The organism is Pleomorphomonas sp. PLEO (assembly GCF_041320595.1).
Classification (GTDB): Bacteria; Pseudomonadota; Alphaproteobacteria; order Rhizobiales; family Pleomorphomonadaceae; genus Pleomorphomonas.
In genome coordinates this window covers 2,967,067-2,986,493 of the sequence record NZ_CP166625.1, presented here as the reverse complement: position 1 = coordinate 2,986,493, position 19,427 = coordinate 2,967,067, and the positions used below count along the sequence as shown (strand labels likewise).

General features: G+C 63.4%; 19 protein-coding genes. 3 read left to right on the top strand and 16 right to left on the bottom strand.

The window, feature by feature from the left end; all coding sequences use genetic code 11:
- Positions 1-17: 17 nt before the first annotated feature.
- From AB6N07_RS13860 to dusB, 4 genes are all read right to left on the bottom strand, one after another.
- The gene (locus AB6N07_RS13860; protein ID WP_370673678.1) at positions 18-923 is read right to left on the bottom strand and encodes a LysR family transcriptional regulator; all 906 of its coding nucleotides are present in this window, start codon (positions 921-923) and stop codon (positions 18-20) included.
- Between the two features lie 401 nt (positions 924-1,324).
- Positions 1,325-2,767 carry a nitrogen regulation protein NR(I) gene (gene ntrC, locus AB6N07_RS13855; RefSeq protein ID WP_370673677.1) on the bottom strand — a complete coding sequence of 481 codons (1,443 nt, stop codon included), beginning with the start codon at positions 2,765-2,767 and terminating at the stop codon, positions 1,325-1,327.
- A gap of 14 nt (positions 2,768-2,781) precedes the next feature.
- The gene (locus tag AB6N07_RS13850) at positions 2,782-3,906 is read right to left on the bottom strand and encodes a nitrogen regulation protein NR(II) (protein ID WP_370673676.1); all 1,125 of its coding nucleotides are present in this window, start codon (positions 3,904-3,906) and stop codon (positions 2,782-2,784) included.
- The gene (gene dusB, locus AB6N07_RS13845; RefSeq protein ID WP_370673675.1) at positions 3,903-4,952 is read right to left on the bottom strand and encodes a tRNA dihydrouridine synthase DusB; all 1,050 of its coding nucleotides are present in this window, start codon (positions 4,950-4,952) and stop codon (positions 3,903-3,905) included. Before dusB ends, AB6N07_RS13850 begins: the two co-directional genes overlap by 4 nt.
- A 168-nt stretch (positions 4,953-5,120) precedes the next feature.
- On the opposite strand from dusB, the gene AB6N07_RS13840 reads away from it, so the two are divergent.
- Both AB6N07_RS13840 and AB6N07_RS13835 read left to right on the top strand, forming a co-directional pair.
- A complete protein-coding gene (locus AB6N07_RS13840; RefSeq protein WP_370673674.1) occupies positions 5,121-6,353 on the top strand; it encodes a bifunctional 2-C-methyl-D-erythritol 4-phosphate cytidylyltransferase/2-C-methyl-D-erythritol 2,4-cyclodiphosphate synthase in 1,233 nt (410 codons plus the stop codon).
- Between the two features lie 111 nt (positions 6,354-6,464).
- Positions 6,465-6,977 carry a CinA family protein gene (locus AB6N07_RS13835; protein WP_370673673.1) on the top strand — a complete coding sequence of 171 codons (513 nt, stop codon included), beginning with the start codon at positions 6,465-6,467 and terminating at the stop codon, positions 6,975-6,977.
- A 15-nt stretch (positions 6,978-6,992) separates the two neighbouring features.
- Here the strand turns inward: AB6N07_RS13835 and AB6N07_RS13830 are convergent, their stop codons facing one another.
- The gene (locus AB6N07_RS13830) at positions 6,993-7,889 is read right to left on the bottom strand and encodes a LysR family transcriptional regulator (protein WP_370673672.1); all 897 of its coding nucleotides are present in this window, start codon (positions 7,887-7,889) and stop codon (positions 6,993-6,995) included.
- A 96-nt stretch (positions 7,890-7,985) separates the two neighbouring features.
- Between AB6N07_RS13830 and AB6N07_RS13825 the strand changes: the two genes are divergently transcribed.
- A complete protein-coding gene (locus AB6N07_RS13825; RefSeq protein WP_370673671.1) occupies positions 7,986-8,855 on the top strand; it encodes an aldo/keto reductase family oxidoreductase in 870 nt (289 codons plus the stop codon).
- A gap of 135 nt (positions 8,856-8,990) precedes the next feature.
- On the opposite strand, the gene AB6N07_RS13820 is transcribed toward AB6N07_RS13825, so the two are convergent.
- The 11 genes from AB6N07_RS13820 to lpdA all read right to left on the bottom strand — a co-directional run bounded on the left by AB6N07_RS13820 (position 8,991) and on the right by lpdA (position 19,412).
- Positions 8,991-9,245, bottom strand: a complete 255-nt coding sequence (locus AB6N07_RS13820) for a GlsB/YeaQ/YmgE family stress response membrane protein (RefSeq protein WP_370673670.1) — start codon at positions 9,243-9,245, stop codon at positions 8,991-8,993.
- A 94-nt stretch (positions 9,246-9,339) separates the two neighbouring features.
- Positions 9,340-9,966 (bottom strand): LysE family translocator, encoded by a 627-nt coding sequence (locus tag AB6N07_RS13815; RefSeq protein WP_370673669.1) that lies wholly within the window; start codon positions 9,964-9,966, stop codon positions 9,340-9,342.
- A gap of 17 nt (positions 9,967-9,983) precedes the next feature.
- Entirely contained in the window at positions 9,984-10,442 is a 459-nt protein-coding gene (locus tag AB6N07_RS13810; protein WP_370673668.1) for a type II toxin-antitoxin system RatA family toxin, read from the bottom strand.
- Positions 10,443-10,646: 204 nt separating this feature from the next.
- Complete coding sequence (gene lipA / locus AB6N07_RS13805; RefSeq protein ID WP_370673667.1) at positions 10,647-11,615, bottom strand: lipoyl synthase; 969 nt, start codon at positions 11,613-11,615, stop codon at positions 10,647-10,649.
- A 128-nt stretch (positions 11,616-11,743) separates the two neighbouring features.
- Positions 11,744-13,168: a hypothetical protein gene (locus tag AB6N07_RS13800; protein ID WP_370673666.1), complete on the bottom strand. Its 1,425-nt coding sequence runs from the start codon at positions 13,166-13,168 to the stop codon at positions 11,744-11,746.
- Between the two features lie 47 nt (positions 13,169-13,215).
- Positions 13,216-14,157, bottom strand: a complete 942-nt coding sequence (locus tag AB6N07_RS13795) for a DUF6384 family protein (RefSeq protein ID WP_370673665.1) — start codon at positions 14,155-14,157, stop codon at positions 13,216-13,218.
- On the bottom strand, positions 14,150-15,301 hold the full coding sequence (locus AB6N07_RS13790; RefSeq protein WP_370678238.1) for a cell surface protein: 1,152 nt from the start codon (positions 15,299-15,301) through the stop codon (positions 14,150-14,152). The genes AB6N07_RS13795 and AB6N07_RS13790 overlap by 8 nt, the downstream gene beginning before the upstream one ends.
- A gap of 133 nt (positions 15,302-15,434) precedes the next feature.
- Positions 15,435-16,292, bottom strand: a complete 858-nt coding sequence (gene aroE / locus AB6N07_RS13785; protein ID WP_370673664.1) for a shikimate dehydrogenase — start codon at positions 16,290-16,292, stop codon at positions 15,435-15,437.
- A 116-nt stretch (positions 16,293-16,408) separates the two neighbouring features.
- A complete protein-coding gene (locus tag AB6N07_RS13780) occupies positions 16,409-17,485 on the bottom strand; it encodes a methyl-accepting chemotaxis protein (protein ID WP_370673663.1) in 1,077 nt (358 codons plus the stop codon).
- 151 nt (positions 17,486-17,636) lie between these two features.
- Positions 17,637-17,885 carry a GlsB/YeaQ/YmgE family stress response membrane protein gene (locus AB6N07_RS13775; protein ID WP_370673662.1) on the bottom strand — a complete coding sequence of 83 codons (249 nt, stop codon included), beginning with the start codon at positions 17,883-17,885 and terminating at the stop codon, positions 17,637-17,639.
- 114 nt (positions 17,886-17,999) lie between these two features.
- Positions 18,000-19,412, bottom strand: a complete 1,413-nt coding sequence (lpdA, locus tag AB6N07_RS13770) for a dihydrolipoyl dehydrogenase (protein WP_370673661.1) — start codon at positions 19,410-19,412, stop codon at positions 18,000-18,002.
- Between the last annotated feature and the right edge of the window lie 15 nt (positions 19,413-19,427).

The window sequence follows — 19,427 nt, the reverse complement described above, 5'->3', positions numbered from 1 at the left end:
CTCCAAAAACAAGTGCCCTATGTGGCCATATCGCGCACGTTTGACAAGGTCGGCTCGCCCAGCCGGCATTGCCCTTCGAACAAAGCGGCGTGCCGACGAAACAGCGCGGTCATGCGATCAACCACAGCTCGGATCTCTGGCCGGTGACGGTCCTCGTTGTTCATGACGAGCCAACTCCGGTGCCGAAGCTCGCTGATTTCCTCACCCACCCGGCGGAGTTCCGGATCGACGTCGCCGACGAAGCAGGGCAGGACACCAACTCCGGCGCCGGACAGGATCGAATGGAGCAGTCCTTCGGCCCGGCTCACCGTGGCAATCAGATTGTTCGGCCACTTGTCATGCGGATAGCGCAGATAGCGGGAGACGGCCATTTCTTCCGAGACAGCGATCCAGCGCTCGCCGTGGGAGGGTGGCATGTCTGAGACGGCATAGACGGCATAAGCCACTTCCGGCAGCCGCACCGCGGCCAGATTGGTTTCCTCCGGCTCAAAGGCGCGGATGCCGATATCGGCACTGCGGTGAGCGAGCGACGCCCTCTCCTCGCCGATGCCGATGTCGATGCCATGCCGATCACCGGGGAGAACCAGCTCGCCGAGATTGCGGGTGAGGAAGCGAGCGCACCAAGTGCCGGCGCAGATCCGGATGCGGATCGCCCCGCACAGGCCAGCGTTCCAGATCTCCATCTCGCGCCCGGCCGCTTCCATGCCCGCGAGATGGTCGAGCAACGCCTGCCCGCCGCCGGTCAGTGAATAGCCAGTCTGGCTGCGCAGGAACAAACCACATTCCATTTGCCGTTCAAGCTCCAGCATCCGCCGGCCGATGGTGGCGCTGGAAAGGCCGATCCGGTCGGCCGCGGCGCTGAGGCTGCCACTGCGGGCAACCGCCAGGAAGATCTGATAGGAGTCCCAAGGGATGTGTTTCATTTCTGAATGCCAAGTTGCAATCCTGCAGGATTGAAGCGATTCATTTGCCGCTCTATCTAGGAGGTGGATAAGGGAGAAACGCCATGACCCCCGAACAATACATCCACCTATTCATGCAGCCAAAGCCGAAGAAAAGGTCATTTCCAGACCAGAGTCAATATGACTATGAATTGGAACTGACAGTCGCCTGCCAGAAAACCAGCATCGTCAAGCGAACAGCCCGCTATATACTTGGTCTTGTGCGATAGCGCGTCACATCCTGTCAGAAAAACTCCGGAAAGGCTCCAATTTCGCCTGAGTTCCGGATTGAGGGAGTGTTTTGCTGCCGGAAGGCACCGAGAGATGAGACGCAAAAGGCGCCGGCCTTGGCCGACGCCTTTTTCCCACGTGTTACGCGTGGCTCACCGTGAGTTGCGGATCACCTGCACATCGAGATCGCGGATCTTCTTGCGAAGGGTGTTGCGATTGACGCCAAGAAGCTCGGCCGCCTTGATCTGATTGCCACGGGTTGCCGCCAGCGCCGCCCCGATCAGCGGATACTCAACTTCCTTGAGGATCCGGTGATAGAGCCCCGGCGGCGGCAGATTGTCGCCAAACTCTGCGAAATACTTGGCGAGGAAGCGCTCCACCGACTCCGAAAGGTCCTCGTCGGTCGGCGTTTCTTCCTCGACCAGCGTCACGGTCGGCGTCGACAGTTCGGCTTCGATCAGGTTCACCGAGATGGTGTCCTGCGGATAAAGCGCGGCGAGGCGACGAACGAGGTTCTCAAGCTCCCGGATATTGCCCGGCCAGCGGTAGCGCTTGAGCCGTTCCACGGCGGCCGACTCGATCTGCTTGGAGGGTAAGCCCTCCTTCTCGGCCACGGTGAAAAAGTGCCGAACGAGATCGGGAATGTCCTCGATTCGCTCCCTGAGCGGCGGCAGGCGGATCGGCACCACGTTGAGGCGGAAGAACAGGTCCTCGCGGAACAGGCCCTGGTTGATCAGCAGCCTCAAGTCCTTGTTGGTGGCGGCGACAATGCGCACGTCGGTCTTGATCGGCGTACGGCCGCCGACGGTGGTGTATTCGCCCTGCTGCAACACGCGCAACAGTCGCGTCTGGGCATCCATCGGCATGTCGCCGATCTCGTCGAGAAACAGCGTGCCGCCCTCAGCCTGCTCGAACCGGCCGGCCGAACGGGCCTGCGCACCGGTGAAGGCACCCTTCTCGTGGCCGAACAGCTCGCTTTCGATGAGATCGCGCGGGATGGCCGCCATGTTGATCGGCACGAAGGGACCGTTGCGGCGTTTGCCGTAGTCGTGCAGCGCACGAGCTACCAGTTCCTTGCCGGTACCGCTCTCGCCGGTAATCATCACCGTCAGGTCGGTCTGCATCAAGCGGGCAAGAACGCGATAGATCTCCTGCATGGCCGGCGAACGACCGACCAGCGGCATGTTCTCCGAACCATCCTCGCCGACTTCCAGCCGCTGCTTGCCCTTGGGTTCGGCCAGGGCCCGACCGACGATGGAGATCAGCTCCTTGAGGTCGAAGGGCTTGGGCAGATACTCGTAGGCGCCCTTTTCGGAAGCGCGGATCGCCGTCATGAACGTGTTCTGCGCACTCATGACGACAACAGGCAGATCGGGACGCGCTTTCTTGATGCGCGGCAGCAGATCGAAGGCGTTTTCGTCGGGCATCACCACGTCGGTGATGACGAGATCGCCATCGCCTTGGCTAACCCAGCGCCACAGCGTCGCGGCGTTGGAGGTGAGCCGCACTTCATAACCCGCCCGCGACAGGGCCTGATTCAGCACCGTGCGGATTGCGGAGTCGTCGTCGGCGACGAGTATGCTGCCGGTAGGCATCGTAGAAGACCCTTTCAGTCCGCGATCTTGTCGACGTAGGCGGGAAGGAGGAGACGGAAGGTGGTGCGGCGCGGCTGGCTTTCGCATTCGATGACGCCGCCGTGGTCGCCAACGATCTTGGCGACCAGGGCGAGGCCGAGGCCGGTGCCATTGGTCTTGGTGGTAACGAAGGGATCGAACATGTGCGTCTGGATTTCTTCCGGCACGCCGGGGCCATTGTCGCGCACGCAGAATTCCAGCGGCAGGCTGACCCGCTCGCGCGTACCGGGCACGGAAAGCCGCACACCGGGCCGGAAGGCTGTCGTCAGCGCTATCTCGGCGTCCGGCGTGTCGGTCAGCGCCTCAGCGGCGTTCTTCACCAGATTGAGGAAGATCTGCACCAGTTGATCACGGTTGGCATAGACCGGCGGCAGCGACGGATCGTATTCCTCGACAATGCGGATATCGCGGGCAAATCCGGTCAGCGCCAGGCGTTTCACGTGCTCCAGCACGGCATGGATATTGACCGGCTCGCGCTCGATCGGCCGCTCGTCGGAGAACACCTCCATGCGGTCGACAAGCTTGACGATACGGTCGGCTTCATCAGTGATCAGTCGGGTCAGTGCCCGGTCTTCGTCGTCGGCCGCCTGTTCCAGAAGCTGCGCCGCGCCGCGAATGCCGCTGAGCGGATTCTTGATCTCGTGCGCCAGCATGGCAGCTAGGCCGGTCACGGAGCGGGCGGCGCCGCGATGGGTGAGCTGCTTGTCCATCTTGTCGGCCATGGTGCGCTCTTGCAGCATGATCACCACATGACCGGGCCGGTCGGATGCCGGGGCGGCATAGATATCGACGACACGCTCACCGCCATTGCGGGGCGTACCGACATCGACACGGTACTCGTTGACCGAAGCACCGCGCTCGCGCACCTGCTCGACGAGTTGAAGAAGCGGGCTGCCGAAGGGCACGAAGTGCCGGAGCGAATGCCGGCCGAGCACGGCGGCGCTGGACTGGAAGAAATTCTGCGCCGCATCGTTGGCCGAGCAGACCCTGCCTTCCGGATCGAGCATGATCACCGGATGCGGCAAAGCATTGAGGATCGACACTCCGAGATCCCGTTCCGCCTGAGTCTCCGCGCCTGGTGCGGATGATGACGTCGTCATGCGGCAACCCTCTCGAAACTCGCTCTGCCATCGGCGAACCACTCGTCGACGGCCTCCATCACCACGTCCGGCACCTCCGCCGTCAACGCTCGCCGCCGGATATCAGGCGCCGCCGCGTCGTCGCGCGGCATCGCGTCGAACGTCCAACCAACATGCTTGCGGGCCATCTTGAGGCCCAGGCCCTCGCGGTAGTGGCCCAGCATGTGCGCGTATTGCGCCTTGAGCGACGCAAGGATCTCGTCCCTGCCAGGAGCCTCGGCTTCGCCGCCGTTGGCGAGCGCCGCGGCGATCCGGCCCGGCAACCAGGGACGGCCATAGGCACCACGGCCGATCATCACCGCATCGGCGCCCGATTGATGAAGCGCTTCGCGGGCCGACGTCGCATCAATTACATCGCCGTTGACCACCAGCGGGATGGACACAGCCTCGCGCACGGCCCTCACCTTCGACCAGTCGGCCGCGCCCTTGTAGAACTGGTTGCGCGTACGGGCATGCACGGTCACCATGGCAACACCGGCCGCCTCGGCCCGTCGAGCCAGCTCCGGCGCGTTGATGCACCCGTCGTCCCAGCCGAGACGCATCTTCAGTGTCACCGGCACGCTGACGGCGCCAACCACAGCTTCGATCAGCGTCAGCGCATGATCGAGATCGCGCATCAGCGCCGAACCGGAATAACCCGACACCACCTTCTTGGCGGGGCAACCCATGTTGATGTCGATGATGTCGGCGCCACCGGCTTCCGCTGCCCGGGCGCCCTCGCCCATCCAGCGCGCTTCGCGACCGGCGAGCTGAACGACATGCAATCCGTCATCATCGGCTTCGGCACGCGCCGTCGTTTCCGGATGTCCTTCGAGCAGCGTTTCCGACGCCACCATTTCGGATACGGTGAGGCCTGCGCCGTAGCGGCGTGCGACACGGCGGAACGGCAGATCGGTGATGCCAGCCATCGGCGCGAGGAACACCGGCGACGGCAGAGTTACGCCGCCGACACAGAGTTCCGCCGCCGGCGCTGTCATCGCCTCGCGATCCGGCCTGGAAACCGCCATGCTTACACCTTGTGCACGAACTGCCATTGCATACAAATTACGCAATTGATAGCCGTTTGGAAGAAACGACGCAAGCGTCTTGCGGCGCATCCGGCCGATAACGTAACGAGAATGCACATTTTTGCCGCGACCGCCATGAGGTCGCCAAGCGGAGCCCAGCAAACGGCAATGCCTTCCAGCACGACCTCCCCTGCCCGCTCTTCCACCCGGCCCACCGTCGCGGTGATTCTGGTCGCCGCCGGGCGCGGCACCCGCGCCGCCAGCGTCGGCGCGCCTCCCAAGCAATACAGGCAGCTCCACGGGCGCCCTGTGATCGCTCGAACGATCTCCGCCTTCCTCGGCCATCCCGGCATCGACCGCGTGCTGACGGTCATCCACCCCGACGACCGCGACCTCTACGCCACGGCCGTCGCCGGGCTCGACGACCCCCGCCTCTCGCCACCGGTTCCCGGCGGTGCCGATCGGCAGGCAAGCTGCCTCGCCGGCCTTGCGACGCTGGCCGCCGATGCGCCAGACTACGTGCTGATCCACGACGCCGTTCGGCCATTCATAGGCCATCACGCCATCGACCGGGTGATAGAAGCCCTCGGCCGCGAAGTGGCCGTCCTCTGCGGCGTCTCGGTGATCGACACGGTCAAACGAGCCGATGAAACTGGCTACGTGAGCGAGACGGTACCACGCGAACGACTGTGGCGCGCCGCCACGCCGCAGGGCTTCCGCTATGCCGAAATTACCGCGGCTCACAGGGCGCTCGCGGCACGCGGCATCACCGGCATGACCGACGACGCGGCCGTCGCCGAACAAGCTGGCCATCGCGTGCTGCTCGTCGACGGCGGGGCCGACAACATCAAACTGACCACAGCGGAGGATTTCCAAATGGCCGAACAGCGTCTCGCCGCCGAGGCCTTCCTTGCCTGCCCCGACGTCCGCGTCGGCACGGGCTACGACGTCCACGTGCTTGAGCCCGGCGATGGCGTGACGCTCTGTGGCGTGTTCATCCCGCATGACCAGCGCCTGAAGGGGCATTCGGACGCCGACGTCGCCCTGCACGCGCTGACCGACGCCATTCTCGGCGCGCTTGGCGATGGTGACATCGGCAAGCATTTCCCGCCTTCCGAGGATCGCTGGCGCGGCGCCGCCTCCAAGCTGTTTCTGAAGGACGCCGTTCGCCGCGTCGCCGAGCGCAGCGGCATTCTTGCCCATTGCGACGTCACGATTATCGCCGAGGCGCCCAAGGTGGGCCCGCACCGCGAGGCCATGCGGGCGGCGATCGCCAGCGCCTGCGGCATCACCATCGATCGTGTGGGAGTGAAGGCTACCACCAACGAAGGGCTCGGCTTTGCCGGCCGCCGCGAAGGCATCGCCGCCATTGCCACCGCCACGGTGAGGCTACCTCTCTGAGGTGTGTTACTGGCGCGCCTTGCCCCTGTCGTCTGTTCTGAGGCGGACGACGACCTATATTGTATGGGATACCCAGGCGGCAAAGCAGCCGATGCCGAAGAGGAGATCGCCATGACCGACCTTTCGCCGCTTCATCCTCGCGCCCAAAATCTGCTTGAGAAAGCCCGTTCAAAGGGCGTGAAGATTGCCACCGCGGAAAGCTGCACCGGCGGCCTTGTCGCCGGCCTGCTGACCGAAATAGCCGGGTCGTCGGACGTGGTTGATCGCGGCTTCGTCACTTATTCCAACGAGGCCAAGGTGGAGATGCTCGGCGTGCCCGAGGCGACGCTGATCGCCCACGGCGCCGTTTCGGAGGCCACCGCCCGCGCCATGGCCGAAGGTGCCCTTGCGCATTCGCGCGCGACTTTTACCGTTTCCATTACAGGTATTGCCGGCCCCGGCGGCGGCACCGCCGACAAGCCGGTCGGCCTCGTCCATTTCGCCTGTGCCGGCACCGGCCGGCCGACTGTCCATGCCGAGCGGCGCTTTGGCAGTCTCGATCGCGCCGGCGTACGCTACGCGGCGGTGGTTCAGGCGCTCGCCATGCTGGAAGAGGCAATCGCCGACTGGAGCCTCACGGCTTGATTGGCCAACCGGAACTCATTGCGCTTTTACAAAGTCGATGAATGCACGTAGCGGCGCCGGCACCAGACGGCGGCCGGGATAATAGAGAAAGGGTCCGGAGAAGCTCGACCACCACGGCTCCAATACCGGCTCCAGCGTGCCGTTTGAAAAATGCGGCCGAAGCCACTCCTCGAAGAGGCCCATGATGCCGACGCCGCCGATCGCCGCCGCGATGAGAAGTTCCGCCGCGCCAGCGGTGCCGGCGATGAACTGACCAGCGGGATCAACATTGACGATCTCGCCATCCTTTTCAAATTCCCAGGGCGCGATGGCACCACTGGCAAAGCGGGCACGAATGCAATTGTGTTCGAGAAGATCGCGCGGATGGGAAGGCCGGCCGCGTCGATCAAGATAAGAGGGCGCCGCCGCGAGCGCGGAGCGCTGGCGCCGCGGACCAATCGGCACGGCGATCATGTCCTGTTCGAGCCGCTCGTCGTAGCGGATACCGGCATCGCAACCCGAAGCAACCAGATCGACGAACGTGTCCTCGGCAATGATTTCCAGCTGGATATCGGGATAGGCCGCCAGGAATGGCGGCACGATATCCGGCAGCACCAGTCGCGCCGCGCTGATCGGCACGTTGAGCTTCAGTCGCCCACCGATCCGCTCACGATAGCCGTTGACGACGTCGAGCGCCAAATCCACCTCGGCGACGGCCGGCGCCAATCGGTCGGCAAGCTCCCGGCCGACAGCCGTCAGCTCGACGCTCCGCGTCGTCCGGTGAAAAAGCCGCACGCCAAGCTGCGCTTCGAGCCGTCGCACCGCTTCGCTGAGCCGTGAGGCGCTATCGCCCGCCGATCTCGCGGCATCGCGAAAGCCGCCCGCCTTGGCCACCGCGAGGAAGGCCGACATATCGCCGAAATCAACAGCCATTGTTCGAAATTCCGTACAGCCTGTACCGAATCTACCCTGTTCCCAGTACAACGGCCAGCGCTTATCTCTGGGCTCTATCAGCGTAGGAGACAGCCCATGTCCTCGATTGAGAAATCCGGAACCTTCCGCCTCGGCGACCGCAGCGTGAAGCGGCTCGGCTATGGCGCCATGCAGCTCGCCGGCCCCGGCGTTTTCGGCCCGCCAAAAGATCGAACGCAGGCGGTAGCCGTACTGCGCGCGGCGATCGCCGCTGGCGTCGACCACATCGACACCAGCGATTTCTACGGCCCGCACGTTACCAACGAGATCATTCGCGAGGCGCTCCACCCCTACCCCGCCGATCTGACCATTGTCACCAAGGTCGGTGGAAAGCGCGGCTCCGATGGCTCGTGGCTGAAGGCCGACGCGCCCGACGAACTGCGCTCAGCCGTTCACGACAACCTTCGCAACCTTGGCCTCGATACGATCGACGTCGTCAACATGCGTTTCATGTTCGATCCGCATCGCCCGGCCGAGGGACCGGTCGAACCGCAGATCGAAGCGCTGGCCGAGCTGCAACAGCAGGGGCTCATCCGCCACATCGGCGTCAGCCACGTCACGTCGGCGCAGGTCAAAGCGGCGCAACGCATCGTCGATGTCGTCTGCGTCCAAAACCACTACAATCTCGCCCATCGCGATGACGACGCCCTGATCGATGAACTCGCCGCCGAGGGCATCGCCTATGTGCCCTATTTCCCGTTGGGCGGCTTCTCGCCCTTGCAGTCGGACACCCTCAGCGCCGAGGCAAAACGGCTCGGCATCACGCCGATGCAACTGGCGCTGGCCTGGTTGCTACGCCGCTCGCCCAACATCCTGCTGATCCCCGGCACGTCGTCGGTCGCTCACCTTGAGCAGAACCTCGCAGTGGCGGACATCACCCTCGACGACGCGACGCTTAAGGCGCTCGACGCCATCGGCAAGGCGTGACGCAAACCGGTGGGGCGCGGCTTAGAGCAATTTCAGCAAAAGTGGGAACCGGTTTTGCGTCCGGAATTGCGTCTTAACAAGGAGATAGAGCCTATTCGGCGAACCTGAATTCGCCGAATAGGCTCTAGGCCGCCCTCACCGCCTGAACTGGCGATAGAGCCAGATGAGGACGACGGCGCCAATGGTGCCGCCGACGAGATTGGGAAGCCAACCGTTGGGACCGTTGGGCACGATGCCGAAATGGCGGACCACCCAGGCGAACGCCAGCGCACCGACGACGCCAAGAAGCAGGTTGGTGAGAAGACCATGGTTGGACCGGGTGAAGCGCTCGGCCAGCCAGCCGGCCAGCAGCCCGATGATAATGGTTCCGAGAATACCGACGCCTGCCATTTTGCCCCTCCGTGACCCATTATGGACGTCAATGTAAGCTGTCCTTACATCGGCCGGAAGTGCAGAAACATCGCAAACGCATCTTACTCTCTCCTCAGCGGAGATGCGCCGTCAAAACCTTGAAACTGGCGTAGCCGAAAGCGACGGCGAGCAGCCCGTCGAACAGGCGACGGATACGGGCAAAGCCGCGCGCCACCGTGGCCGATGAGAAAACCACGGCGTAGGTCAGGAAGATCAAGGCGCTCTGCAAACCCACGGCGGCGATCACCACCAGAAGCGTTCCCATCGGCGCGCTCGGCGGCACGCCGATCGAATAGAGGGCCCCGAAGAACAGGATGGCCTTGGGGTTTGTGAGGTGCAGCACCAGCCCTTTGCGATAGGCCCCGCCCCACGTCAGGTCATCGACGGCACTGAACGTCAGCGCCTTTGGGCTGACGGCGCTTCGAGCCGACTTGACGGCGAGATAGAGAAGATAGCCGGCGCCGAGGTAGCGAATGACCTCAAGGATCCAGGCGTTAGCCAGCATGATCGCGCCGAGGCCGAGCGCCGCCGCCGCCGACCACGTGAGCGAGCCGGTCACCACCCCGCATGCCATGGCAACCCCACGCTGACGGCCAGCCCCCATGGACATCGATGCGACAGCCAGGGTGGCCGGTCCCGGACTGGCTGTGGCGATGAACGCGGCGGACAGGATGATCGGTAGATTGACGGCAAGGCTCATGTCAGCCTCCCCTGCGTTTAGGCGCCTACACCGTAAATGGCGTCGGCGCGCGTCTCAAAGGCTTCGGAGAACTTGCGGAAAGCCCGGTCAAACATCGAGCCCATGAGGGCGCCTAGCATCCGGCTGCGGAACTCATAGTCGATCCAGAAATGAACGTTGGCGCCATTCCCCTCGCGCGGCGTAAAGGTCCAGCGATTGTCGAGGAAGCGAAAGGGGCCATCGACATATTCGACCTTGATGGCGAGCGCTGCTCGGTCGAGCGTCACCATCGAAGTGAAGGTCTCCCGCACCGGTCCATAGCCGGCGGTGAGATCGGCGATCAGCACCTCGCGGCCGTCCTCGTCGGTGCGCCGCTGCCGGACGACCAGCCGCTCGCAGAGCGGCACGAACTCAGGGTATTTATCGACATCGGCCACCAGATCGAACATCCGCTCCGGGCTGTGGTTGACGTGGCGCACGGTCTCGAAGGTCGGCATTATCCGGTAGCGTCCTGTGATCCAGAATGAAGCAAGGCGGCTTTTAAAGCATCATCCGACCGGAGTGAAGCGAGGATCGAAAAGATGATGCGTCTTAAACAACGAGCTGGAGTGCCGATCTGATGCAATCAGATCGAACAGCGCTCCAGCATCGCCCTACGCTTTTCAGACTTCGCGCTGAAAGGCAACAATCCTGCCCAGCTTTTAGCCCCTCGCCTCGGCAAGCTTCTTCTCACGGTTGGCCCGAAGCTTCTCGAAATCTTCGCCGGCATGATGGGACGAGCGGGTCAGCGGGCTCGACGACACCATCAGGAAACCCTTGGTGTAGGCAACGGTTTCATACGACTTGAACTCGTCCGGCGGCACAAAGCGAATGATGGCATGGTGCTTGGAAGTCGGCTGCAAATATTGGCCGATGGTCAGGAAATCGACGTCGGCCGAGCGCAGGTCATCCATCAGTTGCAGCACCTCGCTCCGCTCCTCACCGAGGCCGACCATGATGCCGGACTTGGTGAAGATGGTGGGATCGAGTTCCTTCACGCGCTGCAAAAGGCGAATGGAATGGAAATAGCGCGCGCCGGGACGAACGGTGAGGTAATTCGACGGCACCGTTTCCAGATTGTGATTGAACACATCCGGCTTGGCCGCCACCACAACTTCCAGCGCGCCGTCCTTGCGCAGGAAGTCAGGCGTCAGCACTTCGATGGTGGTCGACGGCGAGCGGGCGCGGATGGCACGGATCACCTGGGCAAAATGTTCGGCACCGCCGTCCTGGAGATCGTCACGGTCCACCGAGGTGATGACCACGTGGCGGAGGCCGAGCTTTTCGACGGCCAGCGCCACATTCTCCGGCTCATTGGGATCGAGCGGCGCCGGCATGCCGGTCTTGACGTTGCAGAAGGCGCAGGCACGGGTGCAGGTGTCGCCCATGATCATCATGGTGGCGTGCTTCTTCGACCAGCACTCACCGATATTGGGGCAGCCCGCCTCCTCGCAAACTGTGAAGAGACCGTTCTCCTTCACGATGCCCTGCGTTTCCTTGTAGACCGGCGACCCTGGCGCCTTGACGCGGATCCACTCGGGCTTGCGCTGGATGGGGTTGTCCGGACGATTGGCCTTCTCCGGATGGCGCGCCTTGGGCGCGGTCTTCACGGTGTCGAGAATGGTGACCATTTCAGTCGCTTTCTTGCCCTACGGCCGGCCTCGGCCGGTCTTCTGTGACTATCTTCCTAGCAAAACTACTAGGGCTGGGCCATGCCAGTGCCGTCGCATCTGGGCTGCGCCGTTGTCATACAGTTTCTCTAGAAGCCGCCGCCGGTTTTGAAGCCGTCACCGCCGGAGTCACCGCCGCCGCCAAACCCGCCACCCGTGCCGAACCCACCGCCGTCGCCCCACGACCCACCGCCGCCCCAGTTACCGCCGAAGTCGTCGCGGCGACCGGAGCCGCTATACCGGTAGCCATCTCGGAACGCCCCTTCCAGTACGGCTGCCGTGATCGCGCCGGAGATGATGCCGCCGATCATGTTGCCGATCATATCGCCGTTGGAGAAATTACCATTGGGGCGATCGTAGCCGCTACGACGGAAAACATCGCGCGAATGCTCAAGCTCTTGCCGCTTGTTGGCCATATCGATCGACGTGCGCCGGAGTTCCTCCGCCTGGGCATCGACGCGAACAAGATCACGCTCGATCTGGCGCAAAGACTTGACGATACGGTCATCCTCCGGCGTCGGCGTCGCTTCGGCGCGCCTGACCAGCTCAACGATGTCGGCGCGGGCCAATGTGCCGGCCAGATCGTCGATCACCCCACGCACCGCCGGATCCCCCTTGTCGTCCAGCGCCGTCGCCGTTTCCTTGTCGATGCTGTCGACGTCCGACCGGACGCGGGCAATATCGGTCTCGACCTTGGCAAGCGCCCGGTCGGCCTCGGCCACAGCGGCTTCAAGCGGTCTGATACCGTCAGCTTCCAGCGCAGCTCGCTCATGAGCCTGTCGAGCTGCCACGGCCTCTGCCACGTCGGCCTTGAGGCGCTCGGCGTGCTCGGCAAGGCGCAAAGGTATCTCGGTCAGCATGAAGTAGTTGATGCGCGCCGCATCGTAGCCGGCAAGCCGGGCCACCTTGCCATCGAAATAGCGGGCCAAAGGTCCCGCCCTATAGGTCGACGTACCGTAGCCGTGCTGCCAGAGATACATGAACAGGCGATCGGCCTCGTAGGGCTTGCCCTTGACGGCGCGATCTTCATCCGCCTGTCGCCGCTTTCCCTCAGCCGCGGTCGCTGTTGTCTCGGCAGCCTCGACGGCGGCGGTAAGGCGCTGCCATTCGTCCTCGTTTGCAAGCCGCGCTTCCACCGCGTCAGTTTTCGCTTCGACAAGATCGATTGCCGCGTCGCGCTGCTTGACCGCCGCGGCACGCTGATCTTCGAGGTCCTGAAGCTTCTTCGACGCCCCCTCGCGGCTAGCCTTGAGCTCGACAAGACGATCGCGACGCTTGTCGAGAACAACACGAGCCCGCCGCTCGACACTATCGAGTTCACCGACCATCTCGCCACCGGCGATGGCATCCAGCCTCAGGCGGGCCAGTGCCCGGAAGGCATCCGCCTTCTCCGCCCGCAGGCGGTCGCCCTCAGCCTTGGTGTCGGCCAGCATGGCGACCAGACGGTCCTCGTCGCGTCGGACGCCAAGGATGGCCCGTTCGATGTCGTTGAGCGCCTGTCTGGCGGAAATCATGCTGTGTCCTCGAATTCAGGGATGGCGTCCGGCTTTTGTTCCGGCACTTACCAGCTGGTGATGGCGCCCGAGAGCACATCCATTTCGTAGACCGGTTCAAGGCTGCCGCGTGGCTTCTCGCCGAGGATATTGTCCTCCACGATGCCGTCGTTGCTCTTGTCGGCCGCAACCTTGTCATAGGTCGCCTTGGGCACGCGAATACCCCATTTGTCGACCGTCCTGACCTTGCCGTCTTCCTCGCTGGTCACCGGCATCTTCAAGGCATCGCCAGACGGCGTCACCGCTTCGACGATCAGATAGTAGTTACGGGCCTGGGTGTTGACGTCGGGAACCCGATAGACGCCGGTCTTTTCACCCGGCCGCGACATAATCCGCAGTTCGTAAGTCTGCGCCAGCTTCGCGCGGAGATCGGCGATCGCAGCGACTGCCTGTCGGGCCGCGGCAGCATCGCCGGCGGTGATAGCCGAGCGAGCGGCGGCGACGCGCGTTCGCGCTTCCACCTGAGCATCCGAGGTGAGGGCTTCCGTCGCCAAGGCTTTCTCGGCCGCGTCGACGGCTTCCGGCAGCGTCACGCTCATCTCGGCCCGCACGGCCTCGGCGGCTCGTTCCGTCGACGCAACACGCCAGTAGGTGACGCCACCGAGCACGACGAGGGCGAGCAGCGCCGCTCCGGCGATCTTGCCCACCATGGCGCGCTCGACCCAGAACAGCGCCATCGTCCTGGCAAAGGACGGCGGCGCCGGGTCGTAGGCGAAGCGACTCTCCTTCAAGGCACGGATGCCGTCATCGAGAATGCGATCGGAAACCTTGAGCCCCTGCCCTTCGTAGAGCGTCCGGAGCCGTTCCTTCAAAGTGGCGTCGCGGCTATCCTCACTAAGCGCTTTTTCGACCACACCTTCTTGGTGACGCAGCGTGTCGACCACGTCCATCGCCAGCATCAGTTCGTCGAGCTTGGGAGCAGCGCCACCACCCTGAGCAATATCAGCCATTGAGCACCAATGCGTTGCCCTGCTCGGCAAGGCGGGCCATCCGGCGCTTGCCGTCCTCGACAGCGGCGCGGATCTCTTCGGAGTTCTTGGTGGCCAGCGTCCGCATCTCGGCAATGATCTCGGTCGAGCGCTCCTGATAGGTGACGACGCTGTCGACCAGCTTCTTCACCGCGTCGGCACGCACCGTCGGGCCATAGCCGGCCTTCAGCGCCTCTTCCTGCACCTTGCCGCCAATGTCGGCCAACACTTCCAGCGACTTCGACACGCCCTCCTTCATGGCGTTCAGCGTCTGGGTCGACTCGTGGAGGCCAAACACGCCGGTAAACGACGCCTTCAGCGCCGTGAACACCGATTCATTGGTAGTGAAGAAGGAGATCGACTGCTGGTAGACACGCTCCTTGGCCGACGTCGTCTGCAACAGGCGCGCCATGATCACTTCGGACGTGTTGTAGCCAATGGTGAGATTGTCGGCGAGATCCTTGGCCACCTGGTAGCGGCCTTCCTCGTTCTGCATGGCCCGGAGCTTCTCGTCGCGAATGAGCTCCAGCTTCGCCCGCTCGGAAGCCTCCGTGCCTGCAAAGCCGGCCACCGCCTCAGAAGCCTTGCCCAGTTCGTCCTTGGCAACCGCGAGCTTGGCCTCGGCCGCCTTAAGCACTTCCAGCGCCGCCACCTCAGCCTGCTTCAGCGCGCCCCGGAAGTCGCGGTAGGCCTCGAGAATGATCTGCTCGCGTTCGATGTTGGCCTTGGTATCGCGAGCCACCTCGACATAGGTGTCGCGAATACCGTCGAAACGGCTGGCGATGTCGCCGCGCGAGATCTTCATCCAGGTGTTGGTCGCTCGCTCGAACAGATCGAGTTTGCCATCGGATATCTGGTCGACCATCGCCTTGGCGTCGTCGCGGATCGAGTTGAAGCCCTGGGTGATCTTTTCGTAGCGTTCGCCGATCGACATCTGCGAAATCTGCTCGCGCACCACCTCGTTGAACACGCTCATCTGGCTGAGCGTGCGGGTGATGACGGCGATCCTGTCGGGGTCGAGATCGGTAATCCTCTCGAGAAGGCCGATGATCGGCGACTCCTCGGTTCGGGCCGGCAGGAGGCCGAGGTCGCGCAATCCACCCATCGCTTTATCGAGATACTGCATGGGCGTCTTCACAATGTCGGTCGTGGTCAAGGCCGTTTCCCCCAGTCACCGAAAACGCGGATGAACGTCCGCGAGGCGTCGCGCAAGATGTAGTTATCCCATCGGCCGTCGCAAGCAGACGTTCAGCGAAAATTCAAGCGCCGAAGATCGCCTCCAGCGCGCCTCGCATCACCTTGGCATCGGGCTCGCGGCCGGTCCACAGGCGAATGCCGATCACACCCTGGTTGACCAGCATGCCCAGCCCGTCGAGCGTAACGGCGCCCCGCGTCTCCGCCTGCTTGAGGAAGGCGGTATGGGGCGGGTTCGGAATCACGTCGGCCACCACCATGCCCGGCCGAACCGAGGCGAAATCAACGGCAGGCAGATCGTGCACCCCCGGGAAAAGGCCGATCGATGTCGCGTTGATCAGAACGTCGGCGTCCTCGGGAACAGCGTAGTCGTCCCGCCACGGCACGAACTCGGTCGCCGCCGCCGTATGTGCTGCCACCAACTTCACCACCGCCTTGCCGCGTGCCGCATCCCGGTTGACGACGGTGATCGAGGCCGCGCCGGCCAATGCCGTCTCGACAGCGATCGCTCGGGAAGCGCCACCAGCACCGAGAACCACGACGCGCTTGCCCTTGGGATCGATCACCGTCTTGAGCGAGGTTAGAAAGCCCTTGCCGTCGGTGTTCTCGCCGGTCAGTCGGCCGTCCTGGTTGACCACGCAATTGACCGCGCCGATGATTTCGGCCGAGGGAGCGAGTTCGTCGATGAAATCGATCACCGCCACCTTGTGCGGCAGCGAGCAGTTGAAGCCACGCCAGCCCATGGCGCGGGCACCCCGCACGGCATCGCCGAGGTCGGCCGGCGCCACGTCGCAGTTGATGTAGCGGGCGTCGAGTCCCATGGCGCGATAGGCCGCCTCGACCATAGCGACCGTCGGGTTCTCGGCGACCGGCGTTGCAAAGCAACCGGTGAGAAGGCTAAGAAAATTGAGTTCGACAGGCATGGCGTCATCCCTCCCGGGGGCCGGTCGAACGCCGCCCCTCTCCCTAGGATGATCTTACTGCCAGGAGCCCGGCTTGGAAACGCGCCTTACAGTCCGCTTTCCGACCGGTCTGTATTCTACCGACGTCCCTTGAGCGGGGTTACCTTAGCCGAAGGCTTGTCAGCGGGGAGCCGCTGCTCGATCACACCGCGCCAGCCGAGGCCCCGATAGGTCTCATACCCTGGTGTGACGTGCTGGGCGATGATCCGGCCGTCACACACCTGCCAGCCGGCCTGCCCACTGCCGAAGGCCGGCAGTCGCTCGGTCAGAAGACCTGCGCCGTCAGACGCTGCGATGATCCGGTTGTTGCGATCGACGATCAGTACGCGGCTGATCGCCTTTTCTTCGTCGGTGAGGCGCACGCCCTCGACGATGGCGCGCGATTGCGGCTCCCAATCGAAGTGAATGGCCAAAAGACCGATGGGCCGGCCGTTCGCATCGCCACCGGTTCGTACCGGCGTAACGAAGGTGCCAACCATCGTGTCCGCCAAAAGCGGTTCGCGGGCGATATCCTCGGCATGAAAATCGTCGCCGGTCCGAAGCCCCATGCCTGTGCGAAACCAGGATCGCGAGGAGATGTCAGTCCCGGCGATAGGAAAACGATCGCCCCGACCGGACGCCACCACCTTGCCGTGGGGATCGCACAGCCAGATATCGAGATAGACGGTATAGGCGCGCAGAATGACGTTGAGGCGCCGCGCGGCATAGGCGAAGGCCGCCTCGCCAGGCGCCGTCATCGCATCGACAAAGGCGGAATCGGTGGCCCACCAGCGGACATCGCACGTGCGTTCGTAAAGGTTGCGATCGACGATCTCGATGGCATTGAGCGCAAGGTCGACAAGCCTCTGCCCTTGCGACGACTGGCTCATCTCCTGGACCAGCGAAGAAATCTCGCCGATCTCCGAGGCAAGTTCGGCCTCAAGCGCTGTCGACAGCTTCTCCACTTCCTCGGAGATGCCGCGCACTTCCTGGCTGACCACGGCAAAGCCTCGGCCAGCCTCCCCGGCCCGTTCGGCCTCGATCAAAGCGTTGAGTGCAAGAATGCGCATACGGCGGTTGATCGCCCTGATTTGCCCAACCTTGTTGAAGGCGATTTCCTGAACGGATTCCGACTTTGACGAAATGTCGCGAATGGACACAATCGAAGCAGTCATCCGATCCCCCGGATTTTCGCATTTTCAACGGACGCAGAGTCGCATTCACCCCGTTAACAAAGTAAAAATAGCGATCGAAGTTCTACGGACAGAAATGCTGCTTTTATTTGCAGAGAACCCACGAAGAGCGACTGCAACGCGCAGCCATAGCTCAGACGACCATCCGCGCCAGGAACACGAAGATGATCGCGCCAATGGTCGCAACAGCTACTTCGTGCAGGAAGGGGCTGGCGATAGGAATGTTGATACCAGTCCATTGCAGCACCAGCCCGCCGACGAACGAGCCGATCAGGCCGGAGACCAGATAGCGGATGAGGCCGCCGCCGCCCACGATAAAGCTCGCCAGCCAGCCGGCGAGAAGACCGACGGCACCCCAAATCAGAAAGGCATGTCCCTGCATCGCGCTATCTCCTGACAATAAACTGGTATCGCGGTTTTGCGTCCGAAATTGCGCCGCAATAAAACGAGGCCGGCAAGATCACCGCCAGCCTCTGCCATAAATCGCAATCACGCCTCAAATATGGATGGCGCGACCATAGGCGGCAAGCACGCTCTCGTGCATCGTCTCGCTGACGGTTGGATGCGGGAACACCGTGTGCATCAGCTCTTCCTCGGTGGTCTCGAGCTGCATGGCAATGACAAAGCCCTGGATCATCTCCGTCACTTCGGCGCCGATCAGATGGGCGCCGAGCAGTCGGCCAGTCTTGGCGTCAAAGATGGTCTTGACGAGGCCGTCCGGCTCGCCGAGCGCCACCGCCTTGCCGTTGCCGATGAACGGGAACCGCCCGACCTTCAGCTCGAAGCCCGCCTCCTTGGCCTTCTTCTCGGTGAGACCGACGGAGGCCACCTGCGGGTGGCAATAGGTACAGCCGGGGATCTGTAGCTTATCCATCGGATGGGGATGCAGACCAGCGATCGCCTCGACGCACAAGGTGCCTTCATGCTCGGCCTTGTGGGCAAGCATCGGCGGACCGGCAACGTCGCCGATGGCATAGATGCCCGGCACATTGGTGCGGCCGAGACCATCGGTGGCGATGGTGCCCCGATCCAGCTTGACGCCCAGCGCCTCAAGGCCGAGGTTCTCGACATTGCCGACGACGCCTACGGCCGAGATGACGCGATCGGCGGTGATCTCCTGCTTGGTGCCATCCTTGAGTTCGACGGTAGCCGTCACCTCGTTGGCGCCCTTCTTCAGCGAGGCGACCTTGGCTTCCAGAAGGATCTTCATGCCGGCCTTCTCGAAGCGCTTCTTGGCGAGCTCGGCGATCTCGTGGTCCTCGACCGGCATCACCTGGCTCATCACCTCGACGACCGTGACGTCCGAACCAAGCGCCCGATAGAAGCTCGCGAACTCGATGCCGATGGCACCCGAGCCGACCACCAGCAGGCGCTTGGGCAGCGCTTCCGGCACCATCGACTCGAAATAGGTCCAGACCAGCTTCTTGTCCGGCTCCAGGCCCGGCAGAACGCGCGGGCGAGCGCCGGTCGCCACGATGATATGCTTGGCCTCGAAGTCGCCGGCCGGCAGCCACCCCTTCGGCGCGCCGTCAATCGCCTTCACCTTGACCTTGCCGGGCGCGGTGATGGTCGCCTCGCCCCAGATCAGGTCGACCTTGTTTTTCTTGAGCAGGAAGCCGACGCCCTGGCTCATCTGCTGGGCGATGCCGCGCGATCGCTTGACGATCGCCGCGACGTCGACACCCGGTTTCTCGGCCTTGATGCCATAATCGGCGGCGTGCTCGATATAGTGGAAGATCTCGGCCGAACGCAGCAGCGCCTTGGCGGGGATGCAGCCCCAGTTGGGGCAGATGCCGCCGATATAGGCGCGTTCGACAACGCCGACCTTGAGGCCGAGCTGGGCGGCGCGGATAGCAGCGACGTAGCCGCCAGGTCCGGAGCCGATGATCAGGATGTCATACTGGGACATAGGTCTATGCCTTCA

Coding starts and splice junctions, on each gene's coding strand:
- AB6N07_RS13860 (WP_370673678.1), bottom strand. CDS start 923: ATGAAACACATCCCTTGGGACTCCTATCAGATCTTCCTGGCGGTTGCC.
- ntrC (WP_370673677.1), bottom strand. CDS start 2,767: ATGCCTACCGGCAGCATACTCGTCGCCGACGACGACTCCGCAATCCGC.
- AB6N07_RS13850 (WP_370673676.1), bottom strand. CDS start 3,906: ATGACGACGTCATCATCCGCACCAGGCGCGGAGACTCAGGCGGAACGG.
- dusB (WP_370673675.1), bottom strand. CDS start 4,952: ATGGCGGTTTCCAGGCCGGATCGCGAGGCGATGACAGCGCCGGCGGCG.
- AB6N07_RS13840 (WP_370673674.1), top strand. CDS start 5,121: ATGCCTTCCAGCACGACCTCCCCTGCCCGCTCTTCCACCCGGCCCACC.
- AB6N07_RS13835 (WP_370673673.1), top strand. CDS start 6,465: ATGACCGACCTTTCGCCGCTTCATCCTCGCGCCCAAAATCTGCTTGAG.
- AB6N07_RS13830 (WP_370673672.1), bottom strand. CDS start 7,889: ATGGCTGTTGATTTCGGCGATATGTCGGCCTTCCTCGCGGTGGCCAAG.
- AB6N07_RS13825 (WP_370673671.1), top strand. CDS start 7,986: ATGTCCTCGATTGAGAAATCCGGAACCTTCCGCCTCGGCGACCGCAGC.
- AB6N07_RS13820 (WP_370673670.1), bottom strand. CDS start 9,245: ATGGCAGGCGTCGGTATTCTCGGAACCATTATCATCGGGCTGCTGGCC.
- AB6N07_RS13815 (WP_370673669.1), bottom strand. CDS start 9,966: ATGAGCCTTGCCGTCAATCTACCGATCATCCTGTCCGCCGCGTTCATC.
- AB6N07_RS13810 (WP_370673668.1), bottom strand. CDS start 10,442: ATGCCGACCTTCGAGACCGTGCGCCACGTCAACCACAGCCCGGAGCGG.
- lipA (WP_370673667.1), bottom strand. CDS start 11,615: ATGGTCACCATTCTCGACACCGTGAAGACCGCGCCCAAGGCGCGCCAT.
- AB6N07_RS13800 (WP_370673666.1), bottom strand. CDS start 13,168: ATGATTTCCGCCAGACAGGCGCTCAACGACATCGAACGGGCCATCCTT.
- AB6N07_RS13795 (WP_370673665.1), bottom strand. CDS start 14,157: ATGGCTGATATTGCTCAGGGTGGTGGCGCTGCTCCCAAGCTCGACGAA.
- AB6N07_RS13790 (WP_370678238.1), bottom strand. CDS start 15,301: ATGCAGTATCTCGATAAAGCGATGGGTGGATTGCGCGACCTCGGCCTC.
- aroE (WP_370673664.1), bottom strand. CDS start 16,292: ATGCCTGTCGAACTCAATTTTCTTAGCCTTCTCACCGGTTGCTTTGCA.
- AB6N07_RS13780 (WP_370673663.1), bottom strand. CDS start 17,485: ATGACTGCTTCGATTGTGTCCATTCGCGACATTTCGTCAAAGTCGGAA.
- AB6N07_RS13775 (WP_370673662.1), bottom strand. CDS start 17,885: ATGCAGGGACATGCCTTTCTGATTTGGGGTGCCGTCGGTCTTCTCGCC.
- lpdA (WP_370673661.1), bottom strand. CDS start 19,412: ATGTCCCAGTATGACATCCTGATCATCGGCTCCGGACCTGGCGGCTAC.